The sequence below is a fragment of the Paenibacillus sp. FW101-FHT12H11 genome (assembly GCF_058790355.1).
Genome location: NZ_JBYTCO010000002.1, coordinates 190,054 through 212,706, shown reverse-complemented (window position 1 = coordinate 212,706; position 22,653 = coordinate 190,054). Strand labels below are relative to the sequence as shown.

Annotated in this window: 26 protein-coding genes; 17 read left to right on the top strand and 9 right to left on the bottom strand. The window is 45.4% G+C overall.

Going from position 1 to position 22,653, the window contains the following annotated elements:
- The first annotated feature begins 24 nt into the window (after positions 1-24).
- Positions 25-1,287: a Gfo/Idh/MocA family protein gene (locus tag AC3WTJ_RS06540; protein WP_492521153.1), complete on the top strand. Its 1,263-nt coding sequence runs from the start codon at positions 25-27 to the stop codon at positions 1,285-1,287.
- Positions 1,288-1,329: 42 nt separating this feature from the next.
- On the opposite strand, the gene AC3WTJ_RS06535 is transcribed toward AC3WTJ_RS06540, so the two are convergent.
- Complete coding sequence (locus tag AC3WTJ_RS06535; RefSeq protein ID WP_492521152.1) at positions 1,330-1,890, bottom strand: helix-turn-helix domain-containing protein; 561 nt, start codon at positions 1,888-1,890, stop codon at positions 1,330-1,332.
- 142 nt (positions 1,891-2,032) lie between these two features.
- On the opposite strand from AC3WTJ_RS06535, the gene tdh reads away from it, so the two are divergent.
- The 4 genes from tdh to AC3WTJ_RS06515 all read left to right on the top strand — a co-directional run bounded on the left by tdh (position 2,033) and on the right by AC3WTJ_RS06515 (position 5,438).
- A complete protein-coding gene (gene tdh / locus AC3WTJ_RS06530; protein ID WP_492521655.1) occupies positions 2,033-3,073 on the top strand; it encodes an L-threonine 3-dehydrogenase in 1,041 nt (346 codons plus the stop codon).
- Between the two features lie 22 nt (positions 3,074-3,095).
- Positions 3,096-4,271, top strand: coding sequence for a glycine C-acetyltransferase (locus AC3WTJ_RS06525; protein WP_492521151.1), 1,176 nt, complete (start codon positions 3,096-3,098; stop codon positions 4,269-4,271).
- Between the two features lie 129 nt (positions 4,272-4,400).
- Positions 4,401-4,958: an Hcp family type VI secretion system effector gene (locus AC3WTJ_RS06520; protein ID WP_492521150.1), complete on the top strand. Its 558-nt coding sequence runs from the start codon at positions 4,401-4,403 to the stop codon at positions 4,956-4,958.
- A gap of 171 nt (positions 4,959-5,129) precedes the next feature.
- Entirely contained in the window at positions 5,130-5,438 is a 309-nt protein-coding gene (locus tag AC3WTJ_RS06515) for a hypothetical protein (RefSeq protein WP_492521149.1), read from the top strand.
- A gap of 184 nt (positions 5,439-5,622) precedes the next feature.
- Here the strand turns inward: AC3WTJ_RS06515 and AC3WTJ_RS06510 are convergent, their stop codons facing one another.
- The 3 genes from AC3WTJ_RS06510 to AC3WTJ_RS06500 all read right to left on the bottom strand — a co-directional run bounded on the left by AC3WTJ_RS06510 (position 5,623) and on the right by AC3WTJ_RS06500 (position 7,403).
- Positions 5,623-6,312 (bottom strand): hypothetical protein, encoded by a 690-nt coding sequence (locus AC3WTJ_RS06510; RefSeq protein WP_492521148.1) that lies wholly within the window; start codon positions 6,310-6,312, stop codon positions 5,623-5,625.
- A gap of 74 nt (positions 6,313-6,386) precedes the next feature.
- Positions 6,387-6,842 carry a hypothetical protein gene (locus AC3WTJ_RS06505; protein WP_492521147.1) on the bottom strand — a complete coding sequence of 152 codons (456 nt, stop codon included), beginning with the start codon at positions 6,840-6,842 and terminating at the stop codon, positions 6,387-6,389.
- 396 nt (positions 6,843-7,238) lie between these two features.
- Positions 7,239-7,403, bottom strand: coding sequence for a hypothetical protein (locus AC3WTJ_RS06500; RefSeq protein ID WP_492521146.1), 165 nt, complete (start codon positions 7,401-7,403; stop codon positions 7,239-7,241).
- Positions 7,404-7,520: 117 nt separating this feature from the next.
- Between AC3WTJ_RS06500 and AC3WTJ_RS06495 the strand changes: the two genes are divergently transcribed.
- Positions 7,521-7,763, top strand: a complete 243-nt coding sequence (locus AC3WTJ_RS06495; protein WP_492521654.1) for a PQQ-dependent sugar dehydrogenase — start codon at positions 7,521-7,523, stop codon at positions 7,761-7,763.
- A gap of 60 nt (positions 7,764-7,823) precedes the next feature.
- On the opposite strand, the gene fabF is transcribed toward AC3WTJ_RS06495, so the two are convergent.
- Complete coding sequence (gene fabF / locus AC3WTJ_RS06490; protein WP_492521145.1) at positions 7,824-9,062, bottom strand: beta-ketoacyl-ACP synthase II; 1,239 nt, start codon at positions 9,060-9,062, stop codon at positions 7,824-7,826.
- A 141-nt stretch (positions 9,063-9,203) separates the two neighbouring features.
- Here fabF and AC3WTJ_RS06485 point away from each other — a divergent pair, with 141 nt between their 5' ends.
- Together AC3WTJ_RS06485 and AC3WTJ_RS06480 are read left to right on the top strand one after the other, a co-directional pair.
- Positions 9,204-10,040 (top strand): helix-turn-helix transcriptional regulator, encoded by an 837-nt coding sequence (locus tag AC3WTJ_RS06485; protein ID WP_492521144.1) that lies wholly within the window; start codon positions 9,204-9,206, stop codon positions 10,038-10,040.
- 22 nt (positions 10,041-10,062) lie between these two features.
- On the top strand, positions 10,063-10,542 hold the full coding sequence (locus tag AC3WTJ_RS06480) for a GNAT family N-acetyltransferase (RefSeq protein ID WP_492521143.1): 480 nt from the start codon (positions 10,063-10,065) through the stop codon (positions 10,540-10,542).
- A 346-nt stretch (positions 10,543-10,888) separates the two neighbouring features.
- Here the strand turns inward: AC3WTJ_RS06480 and AC3WTJ_RS06475 are convergent, their stop codons facing one another.
- On the bottom strand, positions 10,889-11,053 hold the full coding sequence (locus AC3WTJ_RS06475; RefSeq protein ID WP_157326507.1) for a hypothetical protein: 165 nt from the start codon (positions 11,051-11,053) through the stop codon (positions 10,889-10,891).
- Between the two features lie 140 nt (positions 11,054-11,193).
- Between AC3WTJ_RS06475 and AC3WTJ_RS06470 the strand changes: the two genes are divergently transcribed.
- Positions 11,194-11,400, top strand: coding sequence for a hypothetical protein (locus AC3WTJ_RS06470; protein WP_492521142.1), 207 nt, complete (start codon positions 11,194-11,196; stop codon positions 11,398-11,400).
- Between the two features lie 218 nt (positions 11,401-11,618).
- On the opposite strand, the gene AC3WTJ_RS06465 is transcribed toward AC3WTJ_RS06470, so the two are convergent.
- Complete coding sequence (locus tag AC3WTJ_RS06465; protein ID WP_492521141.1) at positions 11,619-13,115, bottom strand: peptide MFS transporter; 1,497 nt, start codon at positions 13,113-13,115, stop codon at positions 11,619-11,621.
- 123 nt (positions 13,116-13,238) lie between these two features.
- On the opposite strand from AC3WTJ_RS06465, the gene AC3WTJ_RS06460 reads away from it, so the two are divergent.
- From AC3WTJ_RS06460 to AC3WTJ_RS06450, 3 genes are read left to right on the top strand one after another with little or no spacing between them, the layout of a single operon-like run.
- Positions 13,239-13,616, top strand: coding sequence for a ribosomal maturation YjgA family protein (locus tag AC3WTJ_RS06460; RefSeq protein WP_492521140.1), 378 nt, complete (start codon positions 13,239-13,241; stop codon positions 13,614-13,616).
- Between the two features lie 21 nt (positions 13,617-13,637).
- Positions 13,638-14,090: a GNAT family N-acetyltransferase gene (locus AC3WTJ_RS06455; protein WP_492521139.1), complete on the top strand. Its 453-nt coding sequence runs from the start codon at positions 13,638-13,640 to the stop codon at positions 14,088-14,090.
- Positions 14,083-15,252 carry an alanyl-tRNA editing protein gene (locus AC3WTJ_RS06450; protein WP_492521138.1) on the top strand — a complete coding sequence of 390 codons (1,170 nt, stop codon included), beginning with the start codon at positions 14,083-14,085 and terminating at the stop codon, positions 15,250-15,252. Before AC3WTJ_RS06455 ends, AC3WTJ_RS06450 begins: the two co-directional genes overlap by 8 nt.
- Before the next feature lie 53 nt (positions 15,253-15,305).
- On the opposite strand, the gene AC3WTJ_RS06445 is transcribed toward AC3WTJ_RS06450, so the two are convergent.
- Positions 15,306-15,734 carry a cupin domain-containing protein gene (locus AC3WTJ_RS06445; protein WP_492521137.1) on the bottom strand — a complete coding sequence of 143 codons (429 nt, stop codon included), beginning with the start codon at positions 15,732-15,734 and terminating at the stop codon, positions 15,306-15,308.
- 97 nt (positions 15,735-15,831) lie between these two features.
- A complete protein-coding gene (locus AC3WTJ_RS06440) occupies positions 15,832-16,083 on the bottom strand; it encodes a hypothetical protein (RefSeq protein WP_326059502.1) in 252 nt (83 codons plus the stop codon).
- Between the two features lie 183 nt (positions 16,084-16,266).
- On the opposite strand from AC3WTJ_RS06440, the gene AC3WTJ_RS06435 reads away from it, so the two are divergent.
- The 5 genes from AC3WTJ_RS06435 (at position 16,267) to AC3WTJ_RS06415 (ending at position 22,632) form a co-directional block, all read left to right on the top strand.
- On the top strand, positions 16,267-17,904 hold the full coding sequence (locus AC3WTJ_RS06435) for a PAS domain-containing sensor histidine kinase (RefSeq protein WP_492521136.1): 1,638 nt from the start codon (positions 16,267-16,269) through the stop codon (positions 17,902-17,904).
- 204 nt (positions 17,905-18,108) lie between these two features.
- Positions 18,109-20,430 (top strand): xanthine dehydrogenase family protein molybdopterin-binding subunit, encoded by a 2,322-nt coding sequence (locus AC3WTJ_RS06430; protein ID WP_492521135.1) that lies wholly within the window; start codon positions 18,109-18,111, stop codon positions 20,428-20,430.
- Positions 20,427-21,266, top strand: a complete 840-nt coding sequence (locus AC3WTJ_RS06425; RefSeq protein ID WP_492521134.1) for an FAD binding domain-containing protein — start codon at positions 20,427-20,429, stop codon at positions 21,264-21,266. Before AC3WTJ_RS06430 ends, AC3WTJ_RS06425 begins: the two co-directional genes overlap by 4 nt.
- Positions 21,267-21,268: 2 nt before the next feature.
- Complete coding sequence (locus tag AC3WTJ_RS06420; protein ID WP_492521133.1) at positions 21,269-21,742, top strand: (2Fe-2S)-binding protein; 474 nt, start codon at positions 21,269-21,271, stop codon at positions 21,740-21,742.
- Between the two features lie 380 nt (positions 21,743-22,122).
- Positions 22,123-22,632 (top strand): P-loop nucleotide/nucleoside kinase family protein, encoded by a 510-nt coding sequence (locus AC3WTJ_RS06415; protein ID WP_492521132.1) that lies wholly within the window; start codon positions 22,123-22,125, stop codon positions 22,630-22,632.
- The last annotated feature ends 21 nt before the right edge of the window (positions 22,633-22,653 follow it).

Below are 22,653 nucleotides of genomic sequence, written 5' to 3'. Positions count from 1 at the left end.
GAAGTCACAGGAGATGAGTATTTGATGCAAAAAGTAACGGCAATCCTGCTCGGCGCAGGTGATCGAGGGGCGCAAGCTTACGCGCCATACGCACTGAATTACCCGCATGAATTACAAATTATAGCAGTCGCTGAACCGAATGAGGAGCGTCGCGCTGTCTTTGCTTCCGCACATGGGATTGCGCCGGAACACGCTGTTGAGAATTGGGAGCAGCTGCTTGCACAGCCCAAGCTGGCGGATATCGCCATCATTTGTACGCAGGATCAAATGCACTATCATCCCACATTGAAAGCGTTGGAGCTTGGCTATCATGTTTTGCTGGAGAAACCGATGTCTCCTAGTCCGGAAGAGTGCGTGGAGATGGAACTCATGGCGAAGAAGCATAACAGGCTGCTAACCATTTGCCATGTTTTGCGGTATACAGCTTTCTGGACGGCAATGAAACGCGTGATTACAGAAGGTAAAATCGGACAAATCGTCAATATTCAGTTGAATGAAAATGTCGGCAATATGCATATGGCACACAGTTTTGTACGCGGCAATTGGAATAATTCCGATAAGTCTTCCCCTATGATTTTAGCCAAATCATGCCATGACATGGACATTCTCTCTTACATCATGGGCGAGCCATGCGAGCGTGTCAGCTCCTTTGGTTCGTTGATGCACTTCAACGAAGAGAATGCGCCTGCAGGTGCGCCTGCGCGATGTTTGGACGGCTGCCCGGCAGAAATGAGCTGTCAATACTATGCACCTAAATATTATTTGGGAGCTGGACGCCGTTGGGCGCGTAAATTCACAACGGATACGAGCAATGAAGGTATCATTGAAGCATTGAGCACGACGCCTTACGGGAAGTGTGTGTATCGCAGCGATAATAATGTCGTTGATCATCAAGTTGTTAATATGGAGTTCGCGAGCGGTGCGACTGCAATGTTCAGCATGTGCGGATTTACCCGTGATAACACGCGTATTCTGCAAATCATGGGCACGAAAGGCGATCTTCGCGGCAACATGGAAGAGAACGAATTCACCATTCATGATTTTGTGACGAATGAGAAAACGACCGTGCGTGTGCACGCCTCGGAAGAGGGGCATAACGGCGGAGATGCGGGCATTGTGCGCAGCTTCTTGAGCGAAGTCAGAACGTATAACGGGGGAGAAAGCAGTTCTTCCGCTTCCGTTTCCGTGCGCAGCCATCTGATGTCGTTCGCAGCGGAGGAATCCCGCTTGAATGGCGGCAAGCCCATTGCGATTGAAGAGTTCTATAAGCGACTCGTTACGGTATAAACAAAACGCAAGCAACCAGAGAGGCTGGCTGCTTGCGTTTTTTTAAGAAGATGGGTAGTAAATAAGAGTCTTGTATACCGCTTTGTGATCAGACAAATTCGTATACGTATGCGGACGATCTGCTGTGAAATGGATTGCGTCTCCAGGTTGAAGAATGTAGCTTTCCTGAGCGATTGAAATTTGCAGCTTGCCTTCGACCATTAGAATGTACTCTTCGACACCCTCGTTGTGCGGCTCAGAAGCATGGGTACAGCCTTGCTCCATTTCGACGGTGTAGATTTCAAAGCTTTTTTGCGGGTGAAAAGGGAAAAGGGGATAGGCGCGATATTGGCCGTCCTCCTCATCAAAGGAAGAAAGATCTTCGGAACGAACAACCGTAATCTTCGGTTCGTCATCCTCAATCAAGCTCGTGAAAGAGATTTGTAATCCGCTCACAATTTTCCATAAAACGGAGATGGTGGGGTTCGAATCTCCTCGCTCAATCTGCCCCAGCATAGCTTTGCTGACACCCGTCAATTCGGCAACTTGATCTAAGCTTAAACCTCTTGTTTTCCTTATGTTCAGCAGCTTTCTGCCCACCATTTTGTGTATCGGTTCCTGCATCAATGTGGCTCCTTTTATTTAATTTGTGTCCGTAAAAATCGCCTATTTACAATATAACATACATTCGTGTACTATGGTATATATAGACAGTAAAACGCACGTATGTGTACTATATTGCATATTTGTCCTAGGAGGAAAAATGATGGGCGCAACAATGATAGGGTTGGTTAAAGAACACCGAGGACCCGGTGCTACACTGAAGGAAGTTCCCGTTCCCACGATTGGTGACGATGAAGTGCTCGTTCACATTAAGGCAACTTCCATCTGCGGAACGGATTTGCACATTTACAATTGGGATGCTTGGGCTGATAAAACGGTGCTGACACCTAATGTCTTCGGGCATGAGTTTGCGGGCATCGTCGTTGACATCGGGGACCGCGTACGAGGCGTTAAGATCGGAGATCATGTTTCAGCAGAAGGGCATATGATATGCGGCACTTGCAAGGCTTGTCGAACCGGAAACGGGCATGTTTGTCCGAATACGAAAAGCTTTGGGATTACCGCGCCGGGATGTTTTGCCGAATATGCGGTTGTGAAAGCAAGTAATATTATTCATAATGCGCCTGAGCTGCCTTATGAAATCGCTTGTTTGCAAGATCCGCTAGGGAATGCGGTGCAAACCGTTTTGTCCGGAGACATCGTGGGTAAAACAGTGGCGATTATCGGTGTAGGACCGATTGGCTTGCTTGCCATTAAAGTAGCCAAAGCTTGCGGAGCAGGAGCGATTTATGCGGTAGATATTAATCCAAACCGATTAAAGATGGCTTTGCAAATGGGGGCGGATGTAACGATAAACGCGTTGGAAGCGCGTACATCTGAAGAGCTGCGCAGACTGACAGACGGCGAAGGCGTTGAAGTTGTACTTGAAATGTCCGGAAACCCCGTGGCGATTGCGGATGCGTTTGAAGCTGCGGCCAATGCAGGCAGGGTGTCCTTGCTCGGAATTCCGACGAAAGAAGTAAGTTTGGACGTAACGAATCAAATTATTTTCAAAGGACTCAAGGTAGAAGGCATCACGGGCCGTAAAATGTACCAAACCTGGTATCAAATGAAAGGATTATTGAACCAGCACCGGGTTGATCTCGCATCCGTCATCACCCACAGATTCACGCTGGATCAGTACGAAGAAGCGTTCCGTTTGATGCATGAAGGACAATGCGGAAAAATCGTGTTTACTCACTAAAACAAGGCTTGGGAGGGCAAAGATGAACTACTTAAACGATTTGGCGGCAGATATTGAGGGCTGGAAGCGCGATGGACGTTACCGCACGATAAAAATATGGGAAAGCGGTTCGGATACATGGATGAATTTGAACGGACGCAAAATTCTCCAAATGTCCTCCAACAATTATTTGGGATTGACCCATCATCCCAAATTGAAGCAAGCCGCGATTGCCGCCATAGAGAAATACGGCGTCGGCAGCGGATCCGTGCGTACCATTACTGGGACGCTGGATATCCACGAACAGCTGGAGCAGGAGCTGGCTGCTTTTAAGGGCACGGAAGCGGCGCTCGTGTTTCAATCGGGTTTTACAACGAATCAAGGCGCTTTGTCTTCGATTCTTGGCGCAGACGACGTTGTCATTAGCGATGAATTGAACCATGCCAGCATTATTGATGGCATTCGTTTGACGAAGGCAAGCCGTAAAATTTTCGCCCATAAAGATATGAATCAGCTCGAAGCTTTGCTGAAAGAAACGCAAAAGCACCGCAAGCGTGTTGTAGTAACGGACGGCGTATTTAGTATGGACGGCGATATCGCGCCGCTGCCGGAAATTGTACAATTGGCGGAAGCCTATGATGCCATTGTGTATGTCGATGATGCCCATGCGAGCGGCGTCTTAGGGAAGAATGGCAAAGGATCAACCGATCATTTTGGGCTTCATGGCCGAGTTCATATTCAGATCGGGACATTGTCCAAAGCGATCGGAGCTGTTGGCGGGTATGTAGCCGGTGCGCAATTGTTGAAGGAACATTTGATTCATACGGCAAGACCGTTCCTGTTCAGCACCTCGCAGACGCCAGCGGTAGCAGCTACGTGCTTGGCGGCGATTCAGGTGCTGCGCGAGAGCGAGGACTTGGTAACCCAATTATGGGCGAACGCCAATGGATTCCGCAGTGAATTGCAGCGTTTGGGCTTCGACACCGGAGCAAGTGAAACGCCGATCATTCCAATTATTATCGGCGATCCTGCACAAACGATGCGTTTCTCGGACCGCTTGCTGGAAGAAGGCGTATTCGCGCAAGGGATCGTTTACCCGACCGTTGCCATGGACAAAGGGCGTGTACGCTTGATTGTGACGGCACAACATACGAAAGAGGATTTAGCGTTTGCGTTGAACAGCCTTCAGAAGGTTGGCAAGGAATTTGGATTGGTGTAAAGCCAGTGTAGGCGACACCGCGGTATTTTTCTTAAGTGGACAAAGATTTGCGGAATAGAAAGTCAGTTGCTCCTATATAATTAGGTCGATAGTTACATTTTGTAACATAACCGATGAGGAGTGATGGGATTGAGCAAGTTCCGTAAACAGGCTTTTATCTTCTTTATTCTTAGCGTGTTGGTGCTCGCGTTCAGCGTAGTTCCGGCGGCGGCTGCAAGCGATGATTATGACATTTTTTTGAAACTGGATGGCATTAACGGGGATTCGATCACAAGAGGGTATGAGAAGTGGATTCAGCTTAATGATTTCTCGTTCGAAGTGACAAATAAGGCGACGGTGGCTGCCGGAAGCGGATCTGCCGCAGGCAAAGCTGCCGCTCAGCCGATATCGATCAACAAAAACTTTGATTCCGCCTCGATTCCCTTATTTTTAAATACAACAACAGGGAAAGTAATTGAGAAGGGCCAAATTGTTTTCGTAAAAAACACGGGCAATGAAAGGCAAGTTGGCCTCGTTATTGATTTGGAAAAAGTCCTCGTCAGCAATTTTAGCCTATACGATACGCATGAGAGCATTGAACTCACGTACGGAGCCATTACTTTTAAATACAATGTTGTTGGTCCTGATGGAAAGACGTCAAGCACGGTGACAGGCGGTTGGGATTTCACAAAAAATCAGAAAAAATAGTATAACCGGATAAGATCTTTTGGAAGCGATAGGGCTTACTCGAGAGGACTGAAAAGTCCCTTTGGGTAGCCCTATTTTCATAACAGCAAGGAGATTATGTAAATTGTACTTCTCTTCTCGATGTCGATATAATTGGAATTATTTCTCAGATATTGAGGAGGGAAGAGCGTTATGTTCATGGAAGAGGAGGTCATCGTGTACTTGAGAGCGGGATTTCTGATCGTGATGCTGCCGGTGATGGCGGCCGTCCTTTTCTTAATGCTGAAATTCAAAAGGATGGGGTACGGGTGGTTTTTGATTCATCTGGTGCTGTTCTCGATTGGAGCTCTTTGGTGGATTCGGTTGCTTGAAACTAGAGCTTTTACCAGTTCTATTTATAATTCTCTCATGATCGCGATGATTGGTGTGCTGTGGCTGATAAGTATGATCTTTTTCGTCAAAGGTTTATTTTCGCTACTTAATAAGGGGGCGCGGGTGTGATTAGATCTGTGGGATTAGGGATTGTGGGTGACAAGAACATTATTAGATTAGATACCGCGTAGTCGCAGATTTTTCATTTGATGTGATAAGGTACTTGTCAGAACATAATAACAAGTAACTTATCACATTACAAACGAATTCCTTGGGACTGTTTACTAATTGATAAACGAGAGGAAGGTTAATATTATTTATCATTTGAAAGAGTTAGTTCAATAATGCGTGACGTTGTATTATCTACACATAGATAAACTTCTTTACAGGCGAATGTAAAATAATTAAATGCAATTGAGTTTGTTAACAGGTCTGAAAATTGCCAACTTGGATAAAGATGTACATAAGTTTTGTCAGAGTAAATTTGTTTTATTTTATGCCATATTTGGTCAAATGCTTTAATGTGAATTGAATTTATCAAACCTTCATAAGAAGGATTTACAGACTCATTATTAAATTTTACATACTTGTAATTACCTGACGCATCATGTTCGCCATGAAAATGGTATAAATCAAGAATGAATGGATTTATTTTTTTTTGATCCATGCGTGAATTAAACATTAACTTAGATTTATTTTCAAGATTTGATAATCTTATTTCTACGGGAATTCCCTTTGAAGTTATAACAGTAACATTTTGAAAATGACATATCAATTGCCTCAATGCTTCATCATTTAGATCTATACAAGTTAGAGGAATATTAATGCACATCTGCTGTGTTAAAAATATAAATGGTGCAATATAAAATTCTGCAAAAGGAGATATATCATTGTTTGTAATGTCGCTTGAAAAAGATTTGAAATTAACATCTTCTAGTCGTGGATAATTCGTACTAGTCAATTCTTTAAAAAAATTCTTATCGATGTCATCAAAGTAATCCATGGAAATTATCTCCTTAAATTATGATATAAGGAGCGTAGATATTGTAATGCTCTACGCTCCTTGAAAGAAACTGTTTATCTGGTAATAATATAACCTAATTCGACTGAGTTAGAATACGCTGTAGCCGAAGGGAATGTCCCAAGTTCAAGACCTGTTACAGTTCCTGTTACCTTTATTCGGTAATCCTGATGATTCGCAGATGGGTATTGTTTTTGTATTTGTTCATGAACTTCATCTACTGCTGTGAAATAAGATTTTTGAAGAGGAGTAATATCAACTGTATACCATCCTTCCGAATCATCATACCTTTGTATCTCTACTGTTAGATTAATTGATTTTACTTTATCTTCAGGCTGCAAAAAAACATTACTAATTCCAGCATCAATATTACATTTTAAGAAGGTATGGTTTGTTCCTTCAGAAAAACACTCAGGGTCTAACCAAGAAACAGCTGAATCAGCGGAAGCCGTAAGCGGTATGCTAAGAATAATTGTTAATAAAGAAAACCAAACTAATATTATTTTTTTCATTTAGTTCACTCCTTTAATAAGTTTATTATTTGAAAGCTGGCCAGCTGCTCAAATCTATTAAAATTGTAATAGTGAAATAATTGATAATAGTACGTTGGTAATTACAAATTTAACCTAATTAGTAAAAAACCAATGATATAATAGTCCTATATTTTTACTTTTTTAAATAGATAAATTGGTGAATAATGTAGTACATTGACATATAATGTAATTTTTTATTCATTAAATTGTTGTGAATATTAAAACTTTTCAGGAAAAGTAAATTTAGAAGAATGAAAGAAACACTATGCGAACAAAGATTCTAGCAATCCCATTCTATACTTTTAAAAAAATAAAAAGCGTTATGCATTGTTATTTATGCAAAACGCCCAGGTAACGCATATAATCTATAGTAAGCTATTTATCAATCTTCTTAATTAATTCACTAAGTAGCCTGTTTCTTTCTTGCATTCCCTTAATATAAGTTGTCGCAAACCAAATGATCAAGATTGGAATCCCAATACCTAACCATAAATAAAATGCAACACTTAAAATAGTAAATAACGGCATACTTATTACCATATTCTATCCTCCTTAGTTATTCTACTTATATATTCCACCATAAGATAAGAATTGTAAATATTTGTCGCGCCATGCGGAACATATAACATATTTAAGTGTAATATATAGTAACAAGGCATTCCTGGCGGTCATATCCACAATGGGGGCAGACTTGCGATCGGTCCGGATCATATGTTATACGTGACAACCGGTGACTCAGGCGAAGACAAGCTGGCACAAGATGTGAAAAGTACATCGGCCAAAATATTGCGTATGACCCTTGATGCGCGGTCAGGGATTGGGATTGAAGCGGACAACAACACGGACGGTAGAGGAAGTCTTTCGGCGAGCGATGACCGTCTTTTGATGCTGAAGAAGTAAAAGAAAGAACCTAACCCACGCAGCAGTGGTTGAATGGATTAGGTTTTTTTATGGAAACAGTTAGATAGTCGTTTTCTTGAAAACGAGCACGGCATTATGACCGCCGAAACCAAAAGAACTGGACAAACCGTAATTAAGCTCTGCTTTTCTGGCTACGAGTGGAACGTAATCAAGATCGCACTCTGGATCTGGATTCTCCAAGTTAATGGTAGGAGGGATTACGCCGTCTTGTAAGGTTTTGATCAGCGCGACAGCTTCTACACCACCGGCTGCACCGAGCATGTGCCCAATCATGGACTTGTTCGCGCTGATGGGAACATCGTACGCGCGGCTGCCAAGAAGCCGCTTGATGGCGCGTGTCTCCGACAAATCACCGGCAGGCGTGCTTGTCGCGTGCGCGTTGATGGTGTCGAGCTCCTCGGGCGCCAGGCCGGCATCGGCCAGCGCATCGCGCATGGCCCGGTAGGCACCCGCGCCTTCAGGATCGGTCGCCACGATGTGGTAGGCGTCCGAAGTTGAGCCATAGCCGATGATCTCGGCATGGATGCGGGCACCCCGGCGCTCGGCATGCTCGAGCGACTCCAGCACGAGCACGCCGGCACCTTCGGCGGCGACGAATCCGTCGCGCTGCGCATCGAACGGGCGGCTCGCCTGTGTCGGCGCGTCGTTACGCGTCGACAAGGCTGTCGCGTTGCCGAAGCCCGCCAGCGCGAGATCGGTGATCGTCGCTTCGGCGCCTCCGGCAATGACGGCGTCTGCACCTCCGCGCTGGATCAGCTTAAAGGCTTCGCCAATGGCATTGTTGCCCGTGGCGCAAGCTGTTACCGGCGCAAGGGTAGGGCCTTTGGCGCCGAACAAGATGCTGACTTGCGCCGCTGCCATGTTGGCGATCATCATCGGCACGACGGTCGGGCTGACGCGGCCTGGTCCGCGGGACAGCAGAGTCCGGTAATTGTCCAGTATGGTATGAATTCCTCCAATACCAGAACCAATATAGACGCCGACCCGTTCCTCATTCGTTGCATCAATAGTAAGGTTAGCATCCTCCATGGCTTGCTTGGCTGCGGCAATAGCAAATTGTGTATAGCGATCCATACGGCGGACCTCTCGTCGACCGACGGCTGCTTCCGCATCGAAATCTCGCACGACCCCTGCGATAGTGGTTTTATATTCGGATACATCCATGTGATCGATTGTAGAAATACCTGAAGTTCCATTGATGAGATTTTGCCAAAAACGGTCGACTTGATTGCCAATTGGCGTAATTACGCCCATCCCTGTCACAACTACACGCTTCATAGATAACGCCTCCTTGGTATTTTTCATAACTTGCTCTTAGTACCTGATATCAATAGAATGTCACACTTGTTATCCTATTACAAGTTATCGTTTATACTGGTATAATGACTTCTATGATGAGATGTGAAGGGGGTAAATGAAGTGAATACGAAGGAACGGCTCCAAGCCCTTTCTGCGTTCTTAACCACTCACCGGGCAAGGCTTAAACCCGGTGATGCGGGGCTTCTTGGCGGTAGCCGGAGACGCACGCCTGGCCTCCGCAGGGAAGAAGTAGCGACAATCGCTGGCGTGAGCACAACCTGGTATACCTGGTTAGAGCAGGGAAGAGAAATCAAAATGTCGGTGCAGGTGCTGGACCGAATCGCCTTTGCTTTACAGCTCAACCAGGATGAGCGTCAATATTTGTTCATGCTGGCTCTTGAGCAGCCAGCGCCAACGACCATTGTTGATCAGGCACCGACCATATCGCCTGCTTTGAATCGAATTTTGGAGGAGCTTCATGATTGTCCCACCATTATTTCGGATCGCCGATGTAATATCGTCGGTTGGAATCAAGCGGCGGCGGCAGTATTCCTGGATTTTGCACTGGTTCCGTTGGAAGAGCGGAATCTGATTTGGCTGCTTTTTACGAGGAAAGAATTAAAAGCATTGGCTGTGAACTGGCGTGAGTTTGCGATGGGTTTTTTGGCTATGTTCCGCTCCTATTATGGGCAATATCTGGGCGATAATTGGTATAGCGAGTTTATTGAGCGCATTAGCGGAGAGAATCAGGATTTTCGGACATTTTGGAATCAGAGCGATGTGAGCAGCGCTCCGGAAGTGTTCATCGAGTTTCGTCATGCGAAGGCAGGGAAGCTTTTATTTGATTTGACGACATTGCAGGTGCAGGGCCGAGCGGATTTAAGATGCAGCGTGTATACGTCGTCACCTGGTTCGGACTCGGATTCTAAAGTAAAGCAGTTGATGAGTAGAATTTAGGGTATGAGGATGTGGGGATAGGATGCTGTCTTTTAGAAAAATGGACTACCAGAAAGACTACGACTTTTTGATGGATATGCAGTATGAATCGATTTACATTTTGGAGAACAAGCCGCCTAAACTGGAATTGTTGAACGATCCTCATCTAAAGATATATCACGAGGATTGGGGAAGACACGGGGATAGGGCTGTGCTTGGTTTGATGAACAATGTGCCGGTAGGCGCAAGTTGGTACAGGTTATTTGATGAAACCAATCGAGGATATGGATTTGTTGATCATAAGACTCCGGAATTAGGAATAGCTGTTTTACCGGCGTATCGAGGTCAGGGAATAGGCGTTAAGCTGATGCAAGAGTTGATCAAACAAGCACAGAAAGATGGCTTTCCATCTTTATCTTTAAGTGTTGATCCGAGTAATCATGCCGCTGTGCGCATGTATGAGAAGCTTGGGTTTGTGTTTTGCGGCGTAGTGGGGACCTCTTGGACGATGAAGTTAGTTTGAATTTCTGGGAAAGCAAGTGCTTCGGATAGCTTATAGGGCGATCATTAATAGAGATGCAGCAGCAGGAAAAACTACCGTTAATCTGCTCAATGCCGGTCCGGGCAACGCAATAACTGGAGAAGCTCCTGTTAAATCGTCACACACTTCCGGAATTAGCCTAAATCTCTTCTGATTAAATGGAGTTCATCCATGTAAATAGCTCAAACGTGGCTCAGAGGAGGGAATTAGCTGGAGTAATCGGCGTTATTCGCAAAACATGAAGGTGCTCGCCTCGCCTAGTCAGGACTTTCGTTTATAGCACACAAAAAAAGGAACGCTATTCAGCGTTCCTTTTAAACGGCTCTATTTACGTATGAGATAGTTTTTTGTCCTCACGTTCCAGTGCTTTCTGCTGCTCTTTGGTGAAGGTACAACGAAGTTTGGCTAATCCGGTATGTTCGTTGACATAAATGATTCTAACAATGCCATGGATCGATTTCAGTTGTTTAGTCCATTCTCGCGGATCGAACATGAACATCAACTCCTTTTGAAAACGCTTTATTCTTTACTTCATCTTATGTGCCTGGGACAAGTTTCATGCCTGAGGTATGGAAATGCTAAAAAAGTGGCATTCTGGTTAGTAATGACATGAGTGTACGGTGGGTGAAAAGGTTGAAAGTAGAAAAAAGTCAATCAGCATTATGTTCGTATTGTGAGGAATCAGCAACATTTCGGATCGGGAACGAAGAGTACGCGCTGCATGCTTGTGATCGTCACGAAGATTCTGCGTATAACGAATTCGATTTCGTGAGCGGTGAGGACTCTTGGCGCATCATTTCCATCGCGTCGCACGGCTTTCCTGAACAAGCCATCATTTAAACAGGAGGGATTCCCATTCGTTTATTTCATTTGAGCTACATTCTTTTTTTCAGCGCTGTGCTGCTTGCTGGCATCATTGGAATCGCTTGGTTTGTTTTTCATCGCAGAAAAAGAAAAGCGCGTTAATGTTCATAATCATGGTTAGAAACCATAAATTAGTTTATGCAAAAAAGCCTCCACATTCCACTAAATACGTGGGAGTGGAGGTTCTTTTGTTTTCAGCGGACGCCTTTCATAAAGCCTTGAATTTTTGGAGTCATCAGAAAGAGGATGATACTCAGGACCAAAGCAATCGCGCCGATAACACCGAAATACAGCATTTCCGAGTCGGGTGAGTAAAATTTCACGATCTGCGCGTTGATGGCTTGGGCTGCAGCGTTTGACAAGAACCACAAACTCATGGTCTGTGCTAAAAAGGCCGCAGGAGCTAACTTGGTCGTTGCCGAGAGCCCGACTGGAGACAAGCATAATTCCCCGAGCACGACGATGAAATAGCTGAGCACAAGCCATAACGGATTAACGAGCGATTCATTGCCGCCGAAATAAGCGGGCAGCAGGATGACGAGAAAGGATACGCCGGCGAGCAGCAAACCTATTGAAAATTTGGTGGGAATGGACGGCTGCCGGTCTCCGAGCTTGACCCAAATCCACGCAAAGATCGGCGCGAATACGATAATAAATAACGGATTCAAGGATTGGAACCATGCTGGAGAGATATGTATACCTGCAAAATCTAGCTGTGTCCGCCGGTCCGCATAATTGGCGAGAATCGTTGATCCCTGCTCCTCAATGGCCCAGAACATGACAGACGCAATAAAAAGCGGGATATAGGCGAGAACTCTGGAGCGCTCGATGCTTGTGGTTTTAGGGCTTCTATACATGACAATGAAGTAAATGGTTGGAATCAAGATCCCCAGCAGGCCAACGATAGCGCTAAAAGTTTGAAAAGTGAGGTACCCCGCAGGGATCGTTATGACAAGTAAGAGGATGATGATTACGGCACCTAACCCAATCCATGTCATGACCTTTGTTTTTTCCGATGGTGAAAGCGGGTTTACGACAAATGTACCTGCGAGTCCCAAGCTTTTTTTCTTCGTAAACAAGAACACAGCCAACCCAAGAAACATGCCGATTGCCGCTAATCCGAACCCCAAGTGGAAATTAACATTCATCCCTATCGTACCGACGATCAGCGGGGCAATGAAGCCTCCGAGATTGATACCCATGTAGAAAATGCTGAATCCTGCATCGCGGCGGGCGTCCTCTTCACTATAAATTTCGCCTACAATGCTGGATACGTTTGGTTTTAGCATGCCCGTCCCTAACACAATCAGCACCATAGAAACAAAAAATAACGCGACGCTTCCTGGTATGGCTAGTACAATATGGCCTAACATAATGAATATGCCGCCATATAGCACAGCTTTTGAATTTCCAAAAATCCGGTCAGACAGCCACCCGCCAATAATGCCGGACATATAGACAAGTGAGCCGTAAATCGACATAATGGCAAGAGCGGTACTTTCGGCAATGCCCAATCCGCCTTTGGAAACTTCATAATACATATAAAAAACAAGAATTGCCCGCATGCCGTAATAAGAAAAACGTTCCCAAAATTCTGTGAAAAAGAGTGTGAATAACCCTTTCGGGTGACCGAGGAAACCGTGTTGTGGAACACTTGAGACAATCTTTTGTTTTTCATTTATGTCGGTCATGAAGTAATCTCCTTTAGTTAACCTAGTTGTGAGCTTTCTGCTGTATCCCCACAAGGTAGATTTCCCATGTAGATAAAGTTCTACACTTTTTATTAAGTTCATATTCGAAGGAAAGGGGAAATCATGCTAAAATATGCTGCAGCCATCGTCGTGACGATCGTCTTAGGGTTAAGTTCAAGAAGGTTCTCAAATGTACTTCCTGATATAATCGCTGTAAACGCGGGAGACATCCTTTGGGCAAGCATGATTTACTTCGGGTTTCGGTTTATTTGTACAAAAAGATCGTTAGCTTGGGCAGCAGGATGGAGCGCCATCTTCTGCTTTGGCATTGAATTCAGTCAGTTATACCAAGCGGAATGGATTGTAGCGGTTAGAAGCACAGTCATTGGCTCGCTGATCCTTGGCAGAGGATTTTTGGCAATTGATTTAGCTAGATATGTGATAGGCATTGCTGCTGCATGGATCGTTGACAAGATTGCCTTCCAGCGCAGTAAGCGTTAATTCGGCTGTGGAGATGATGAAATGGAAATTAGACGCATTCAAAAAGAGCAGGCCTGGCAGCTGCGGCATGAAGTAATGTGGCCGGAGCGGGAGCTGGCTTATGTTCAACTTTCGGATGACGATAAAGGCGTACACTACGGACTTTTTGAAGCGGAGGCGCTTCTTTCTGTCGTATCGCTATTTATCCAGGGAGATGAGGCTCAATTTCGAAAATTTGCCACCAAGGTATCTGATCAAGGCAAAGGCTACGGCAGCCATCTGCTTCGCCACATGCTTACGGAAGCTAAGCAGGCAGGTGTGAAGCGCATTTTTTGCAATGCCAGGAGTAACAAGGTCTCTTTTTATGAAAAATTCGGGTTGGCCGTAACAGATAAGCAATTTATAAAAGGCGGAAAAGATTATGTTGTCATGGAACACCATGTCTTCCCGGAACTTGATCTAGCCGAAACAAGAAAGGAAGATTCACATGTCTAATAAGCTGTATTACGATTCTGCCTATATCCGAGAATGGCAAACAACGATCAGCCGCGTTATAGAGAGAGAAGATGGGGTTTATGTCCTTCTGGAGGAGACAGCCTTTTATCCACATGGGGGCGGACAACCTTGCGATGAAGGGCATATCAATGGTGTGCCTGTATTGGATGTCATCAGTGAAGAGGAGAACGTGCTGCATAAAGTGGCGAGTCTCCCTGGAGAGGGCACTGTGTCCTGCGAGGTGAATTGGCAGCGAAGGTTTGATCATATGCAGCAGCATAGCGGCCAACATTTATTATCGGCGGTATGCCGTGATCTCTACCAGGCAATGACCGTCTCTTTTCACTTGGGAACGGATTATGCCACCGTTGATGTGGAACAGCCGGAACTTTCATCTGAACAGTTGGCGGCTATTGAAAAAGAAGTGAATGAGCAGATCTATAAAAACCGAACAGTCATCAGTTATTTCGTTACGGAAGAGGAATTGGCCAAACTGCCGCTGGTGAAACAACCCAAGGTGACGGAAAATATCCGCATTGTTGAAATTCAAGGTGTGGAATATAACGCATGCGGAGGCACACATGTTTCGTCAACGGGCGAAATCGGGATGATCAAACTGCTGAAAGCGGAGAAGCAGAAGGGGAATACGCGGATTTATTTTAAATGCGGATATCGTGCCCTCCAGGAGTTTAATGATAACCTGAAGATTTTAGGCGCTCTATCCATCAAATTCAACACAGGTAAAGACGAAATTATCGATCGATTAGAGAAATGGGAATTCGAGACGAAACAACTGCAAACGGAATTAGCCCAGTTAAAAGAAGAGAACGACACTTATGTTGCAGGTGAGCTTCTCTCCCAACGAGAAGGGAACTTGATTGCCCGCGTGTTCGAAAATAAGTCCCTAAAAGATTTGCAAAACCTCGCTGGCAAGCTGGCCGTTCAGAGTGATTGCCCTGTGCTGCTTGCCACCCTTGGGGAGAACAAAGTTGTATTGGCGAATAATAGCGCATCGTTATCCTGCGGCGCATTCTTCAAAGCGAATTTGGCTGCCTACCAAGGCAAAGGCGGCGGGAGTGACAAAATCGCCCAAGCGGGATTTCCGTCATGGGATGACGCCGCAGCATTCTTGGAGCACGCGAAAGAAAAGCTTAATGCTTAATGAGTAAGAAGAACAGGCAGCTCTCTTTATTGGAACAGCCGCCTGTTTGAAAGTTAGTCAGCGGATGTGTGTCGTTTCTCCCATATCGATTCGAGCTCGGGGAGTAAACGAACGCTTTCCTGTTCATTCGGATCCGTTCTTGCCAGCAGGGCGGTGCAGGACTCGCTTTCACTAGGATTATAGGGCATATGGGGCATTCCAGCTGGGATGTACAGAAAATCGCCTTCCTCCACCTCCATATGCTGGTCGAGCTTCTCGCCATACCACATGGCTGAGTTCCCTTGCAGCATGTAAATGGCTGTTTCATGTTGTTCATGCAGGTGGGCTTTTGCTCTCTTGCCGGGGGGAATCGTCAGCAGATGCATGCATATTCCTTGCGAGTCAACGCTTTCCTTGGATATGGCTTCCGCATAGTCGAAGCCTTGTTTGCCATGGTATGTGCGAGATGAACGAATGAGTCGACAAGTTTGTGTTGGCTCCATGTTCAAACACACCTCCTTATGATTCAAACTATTAAGAAGGATGAACATTCATGCAGAAAAACCCTCATCTAAGGAGATGAGGGTTTTCGATTGATCATTAGCAAGGACGGAAAGGGAAAAAAGGTCTAGTATCCAGTAAGGCAATAGCCAAAAGATCAAACAGGACGAGCGGTAAAATAAACGGTAGAAATGAGATTTGCGCCTTGTTCCCGTTTCGAGACGGTTTCAGATAGACTTTATTATTGTCCACTTTGACAATGGTGCCCTTGTAAGTGCCGTGTGTTGTTTTGATCATCACTTCGCGATTGAGGTACTTCTTACAAATTCGATAGGAATCCGCTTTTTTCATCGTGAATACCTCCTCTCTAGCTGTCTTATTCTAGTATATGTTCGTCCAATAGAACTAGTGCGTGGAAATAGGAAGGAATGGGAGAAAGATCCAATGAGCATTTTGAAGAATAAATGATATAATCAATAAGCAAATTACACCGCTATCCCATAAAATTGCAGGGTTAAGGAAGAGTAGATCGATATGCACAAGAAGTCAGTAGTAAGGGTAAAAAGCTCTTTGAAAGTGACCTTGCTTTATGTCTTGTTTGGAAGTTTGTGGGTTATTCTATCAGATCGATTCATTGATCGTGTGAACTTGACCGATGCCATTTCCGTAAATTCATCAAAAGGTCTTTTTTATGTCGTGATTACCGCATTTATTTTGTATTTTTGTTTAAAACGGTTGAAAAAGGCATTGTTGGAGAGCGAGGAGCGGTACCGTGTCCTGGTAGAGCATTCGCCGGAGCCAATCGTTGTTCATAGCGATGGGATCATCATTTTCATTAACCCTGCCGGTGCCAGAGTGTTGGGTGCCCATTCGCCTGAAGAGCTCATCGGACAATCCGTCATGACATTTGTGCACCCCGATTTTGTAGATATAACAAAGAAACGGATCCGCCAAATTACCGAAGACAAGCAGCCAACGGAACCGATGGATCAAAAGTTTTTGCGAGTCGATCAGCAAGTTATTGATGTTGATGTAAGAGAGGTGCCGATCGTCTTTCTTGGCGAGCCTGCGGTGCAGTTGTTATGCCGAGACATCACAGAGCATAAACGGGCGCAATGTATGCTGGAAATGCGGGAACAGAGCTATAAATCGCTTGTTGATCACAATCCGGATGCGATTTTCACGATGGATTTAAAGGGGAATGTGCTGTCCGTTAATGCGGCTACTGAGAAAATTACCGGCTATACGGAAGAAGAGTGCACGCAGCAGACATTTCTGCCCTTTCATGGTTCCAATGATCACGAGATGGCATGCGAGCTATTTGTGAAAGCGATGCAGGGCGAATCCAACAATACGGAAATATCGCTTATGCATAAAGAAGGAAATCAAATCGAATTAAATTTGAAAATGGTTCCCATCTATATTAATGATAAAGTTGACGGCGTCTACGGCATAGCCAAAGATATTACAGAGCGTAAACGGACGGAAGAGCTGCTGCTCAAATCAGAAAAGCTCTCCATCGTTGGACAGCTCGCGGCAGGGGTCGCCCATGAGATTCGAAATCCACTGACTTCATTGAGAGGTTTTGTACAGCTTCTACAGTCAAAAGTAGAAAATTATCAATATTATTTTCAAATCATGTTATCGGAGTTGGACCGAATTAACGATATCGTGAGCGAGTTCATGGTGATTGCGAAACCGCAGGTGATTAATTTTGAAATGAGAGATATCCGGAAGATCTTGCAAGATGTCATCTCCCTGCTGCAAACCCAAGCTATTCTTAATAATGTGCAAATTCATACAGAGATCTTGACTGAAATTCCTTTCATCAAATGCGAGGAAAATCAATTGAAACAGGTCTTCATTAATATTCTTAAAAATGCGATTGAAGCCATGCCAGACGGAGGAAATGTCATTATCGAGTTGAAGTCGGATGACGACAAGGTTCTGATTCGTTTTATTGACGATGGCTGCGGCATCTCGGAGGAGAGATTGGCGATACTAGGCGAACCTTTCTACACAACCAAAGAGAAAGGGACGGGCTTAGGTTTAATGGTTTGTCATAAAATCATCGAAGCTCATCGTGGATGCCTTAAGATCGAGAGTGAAATCGATCATGGAACCACCGTACATGTCTATTTGCCAATTGATGAAGAAAGTTCGGTTCGATGAGCTTAAAACAAAAAAAGGACTGCTCAACAGTAGGTTTTCTACTAGGAGCAGTCCTTTTTATAATGACTGAATGATTATTTTTTCACGCGTTCCCGTACGACTTCCCGGGACCGGAATAGGACAAGTTGAATCTTGATAAGATGATAGAAAACACCAACTTTGTCATCCATCATGTATGTCGTAATAGAGTAGGAGTGGTTGAAGTTGAGCGTAATAGGAAAGGGCATCCTAAGACTTGAATCCCGGGATAAGGTAACCGGTTTCGCTACATATACGAATGATACACAATCTCCAGGTCATCTGCACGGCTGGACCGTTACAAGCCAATATGCGCATGCTTTACTAACATCGATTGATATAACCGATGCGCTTGCAGTGAGCGGAGTTCACGCCATTCTTAGGGGAGAAGATTTCCCAATCTTAACGGGTACGATTCTTGCAGACCGTCCGCCACTTGCCTGGAAGAAAGTACGGTATTTCGGCGAGCCAATCGCTGTCGTCGTTGCAGAGACGGAACAAATTGCCAAACGTGCGGCGGCATGTATACGAGTAGGATATGAACAGCTTCCTGTTGTTCATTCGCCTAGCAGCGCTTTACAGCCGAACGCTTCGTTGATTCATGAAGATTTGGGCAGCTATCAGAAATTCGGGGATGTGTATCCCGTTCCAAGAACAAACATCGGCAACTTTGTAAAAATCCGCAAAGGCGACATGGCCACAGGTTGGGCAGCAAGTGAAACGACGGTGGAAGGGACCTATGCGTTCAACACTTCGGATCATTGCGCGATGGAGCCGCGTTGTGCCATCGTCGAAATAATGCCGAGCGGTTTAATTGACATTCAAACGTCGACGCAGGATCCTTTTATGATAAAAAGAGCTTTCGAGCGCTTTTTTCAAGTTGAGCAGTCCAAAGTGATCGTGCATGTTCCGTTTGTAGGCGGCGGATTTGGCGGCAAGGGTTCCATCCAATTAGAATACTTGGCTTATCTGGCATCCAAAGCTTGCGGTGGCCGTCCCGTCAAAATCAATAATTCCCGTGAAACGGATATGGTCAGTTCCCCTTGCCACATTGGCCTGGAAGCGAAAGTGAAGCTCGGCGCTACCCGAGATGGCAGATTAACAGCAGCTGAAATTACGTTTTTATTTGATACGGGTGGCTATACGGACGAGGGAGCCACGGTGACGCAAGCGGGAGCAATAGACTGCACGGGACCATATCGCGTGGATAACGTGTGGTGTGACTCTCTATGCGTCTATACCAATCATCCTTATGCAACTGCTTTTCGGGGATTTGGACGTACGGAAGCGCATTTTTGTATGGAGCGTACGATGGATATGCTTGCGAAAAAGCTGGGGATAAACCCTTTGGATTTGCGGCTTCGCAATGCGATCCAACCGGGCGACACTACACCAACGCAAACATTGCTTACGAGAAGCTCATTGGGAGATTTAACCTTATGTATCCATAAGTTGAAGGATCTGATCCAGTGGGAACAGGGCCAGCGGGTTGAGGTGGGCAGTAATAAAATCAGGACAAAAGGAATGGTTTGTGTGTGGAAAGCCTCGGGTTCAGATATCGATACCGGCAGCGGGGCTACGATCACATTCAATCACGACGGCAGCGCGAATCTCAGCGTAGGATCGATTGAACTTGGTCAAGGGAATCGAACCGTTATGGCGCAAATCCTTGCCGAGCAGCTGAATATGGAAGTCAGCGATGTTCACGTCAAAATGGGCGTAGATACACAAATCACACCTGAGCATTGGAAAACGGTGTCAAGCAGCACTACGATGATGGTCGGTCGTGCTGTTCAAGATGCGGCTGAAGATGTCATAGCCCAATTGAAAGATAATGCTTCGATCGTCCTGCAAGTGCTGCCGCAAGATTTGGCTGTCGGCCGTGGCATGATTTATGTCAAAGACGATCCGATCATCAGTCTTCGAGTCAGCGAGGTAGTCAGCGGTTACCAATATCCGAATGGCAGTGCTTCAGGCAAACCGGTCATTGGCCGCGGCAGGTATCGCGTCCATGAGACTACGCGGCTTGATCCCGAAACAGGGAAAGGCGTCGCAGCCCAGCAGTGGACCGTTGGCGCACAAGCCGTTGAAGTTGAGTTTGATACTCGCGACTGTACGTACCGTGTTCTTCGAGCGGCCTCTGTATTTGACGCGGGCAAAGTGATTAACGAGGCGACTGCGCGCGGACAGGTGGTAGGCGGGATGAACATGGGGTTAAGCTTTGCTACGCGGGAAGGATTTCTGTTCAATCAAGCGGGGCAGGTGCTAAATCCGCAGCTGCGGTCCTATAAATTGTCACGGTTCGGGGATAATCCGGATTATCTGGTGGAGTTTGTGGAGACACCGTTCACGGAAGGTCCTTATGGTGCCCGAGGTATTGGAGAGCATGGAACAATCGGGATGGCTCCTGCTCTGGCCAATGCCTTATCGCTTGCAGCCGGTATTGAATTGAACGTACTGCCTTTGACACCAGAGGTAATCTGGCAATCGATGGGGAGGAGCCAATGATTTCATTTGACTTTGACTATTATAAGCCGGCTACCTTTGATGAAGCAGTATCGATCTATCAGAACATGGTGGAGAGCGGTAAATCGCCATTGTACTATGCCGGTGGGACAGAAATCATCTCCATGGCCAGAATGCATCAGATACATACGGGTGCAGTGATCGACATCAAAGGGATTCCCGAATGCCGCGTATTTCATTTTCAACATAATCAGCTTGTTATTGGCGCAGCACTTCCACTTAATGCGCTTGTGGAATCGCCTTTGTTTCCATTGCTTGCGGACACGGTTCAAGACATCGCCGATCATACGATTCGCAATAAAATTACAATCGGCGGCCTCTTATGTGGAAAGTTCATTTATCGGGAGGGGCTGCTGCCTTTTCTCCTAGCGGACAGCGAGGTTATTCTGGTAGGCCCTAGCGGCATGCGTCAAATCCCAATTCGCCAAATTTTGAATGGAGAGCCGCGATTGGAGCCGGGTGAACTTCTCGTCCAAATCATAACCGATGCAAACTATTTGGAAATGCCTTATGTGACGATAAAGAAGACCAAATTGGAACGAATCGATTATCCAATCGTCCGCATAGCTGCACTTCATACAGGAGAAAGGATTCGTATTGCTTTCAGTGGAGCCAGCTCGATACCTTTTCGATCAAAGAAAATCGAAGAAATTTTAAACGATTCCTCACTTTCTTTGGAAACTCGCGTAGATAACGCCATTCAATGGTGGCCTGTGCCGATTCTGAATGACATTCTCAGCACATCTGCTTATCGGACATTTGTGCTTCGAAACACACTATTGGATGCTATGGCAGCTCTGGAACAGGGGAGGCGATGAGAATGAGCGGAACGTTCAAAAGTGAAGTTGAATTCGTTGTCAACGATAAGCGGCATCACGCTGTTATTCGATCCGCGGATACGCTACTGCGAGTGCTGCGGGAGCAACTGGGGCTAACTGGAGCAAAAGAGGGCTGCGAAAATGGCGATTGCGGTGCGTGTACGGTGAATGTGGATGGGGTACCTATCAAATCGTGCTTGATGTTGGCCATTGAAGCTCCGGGATGCAACATTACGACGATTGAAGGGTTAGGCGGAGATACGCCTATGCAAAGGGCTTTCGTCGAACATTTTGCTTTTCAGTGCGGATTCTGCACACCGGGTTACATTATGGTCGCACATGCTTTGAGCCAGCAATGCCCCAATGCGAGTGAAGACGTGATGCGTAGATGGCTGCAATCCAATATTTGCCGCTGCACAAGTTATGAGGAGATTGGGAAGGCTGTCAGGTCTGTGATCTCGACTTCGCAGAAATAGGTAAAGGAGAGATTGAAGGGAACTACGATCCTCTATTTTTCTGAAACCTACATCATCCACAAAGAAGGGGAACTACAGTTCGTTATTTTGTCATTTTCAGCCGATAATCGCGTTGTGGAGGACAAATAAGTGCCTGTAGTTCCGCTTAACAGTCAAAATAGCTCGTTTTTCTCCAGATAGAGGATCACAGTTCCCTTCATGCTCCCAAGAGTCGGAGTCCTGCTAAGATTCTAGAAGTATATACAGCTTTTGTGAAAATTGGGTACGGGAGCTCGGTTTGTTTTTATGAAAGGAAATGAAAGGGTGCAGTTAGAATTCATTAGTATGCCAAATAAAAAGGAGGATCCTGGGAAGATAGACGGATCAGGGTAAGTACAAACATGTCAACTATTATCTTATTTCGCGGGAAAGCTGGGACCGGCAAAACAACGTTATCCAATGAACTTGGTAAAAGATTGAAGACAACTGTGCTTCATAAAGATGATATTTATGATACTGTCGCAAAGGAAGTTTTCGCACATGAGGCGAGAAATCAAATTTGTTTTGATTTTCTATATCGTTTTCTTGAAACGATCATTGCTACGGATGCTAATATCATTCTAGATTATGGGTTTAATCATTCTGAGGATGTGCTTAGATTTATGAAGTGGGTCGAGGAAAGAGGAGGGAGATTAAAGACGTTTTATTGCATATGCAGCGATGAGTCTACTTGGGCGCAGCGGCTTGCTGAGAGGAGCCAAGCGCCAAAGGCCAATCAATTAATAACCGATTTAGCTAAATTGAAGGAACATTATAACCAGGTTAGATTGGAATTTTTGGATGGTGAACTTGTTTTGGACACGGTTCAGCCGGTCGATTCATTAATGGATCAGGTTTTCAAGTCTCTTTGAATGAGATACTATAATTCATGT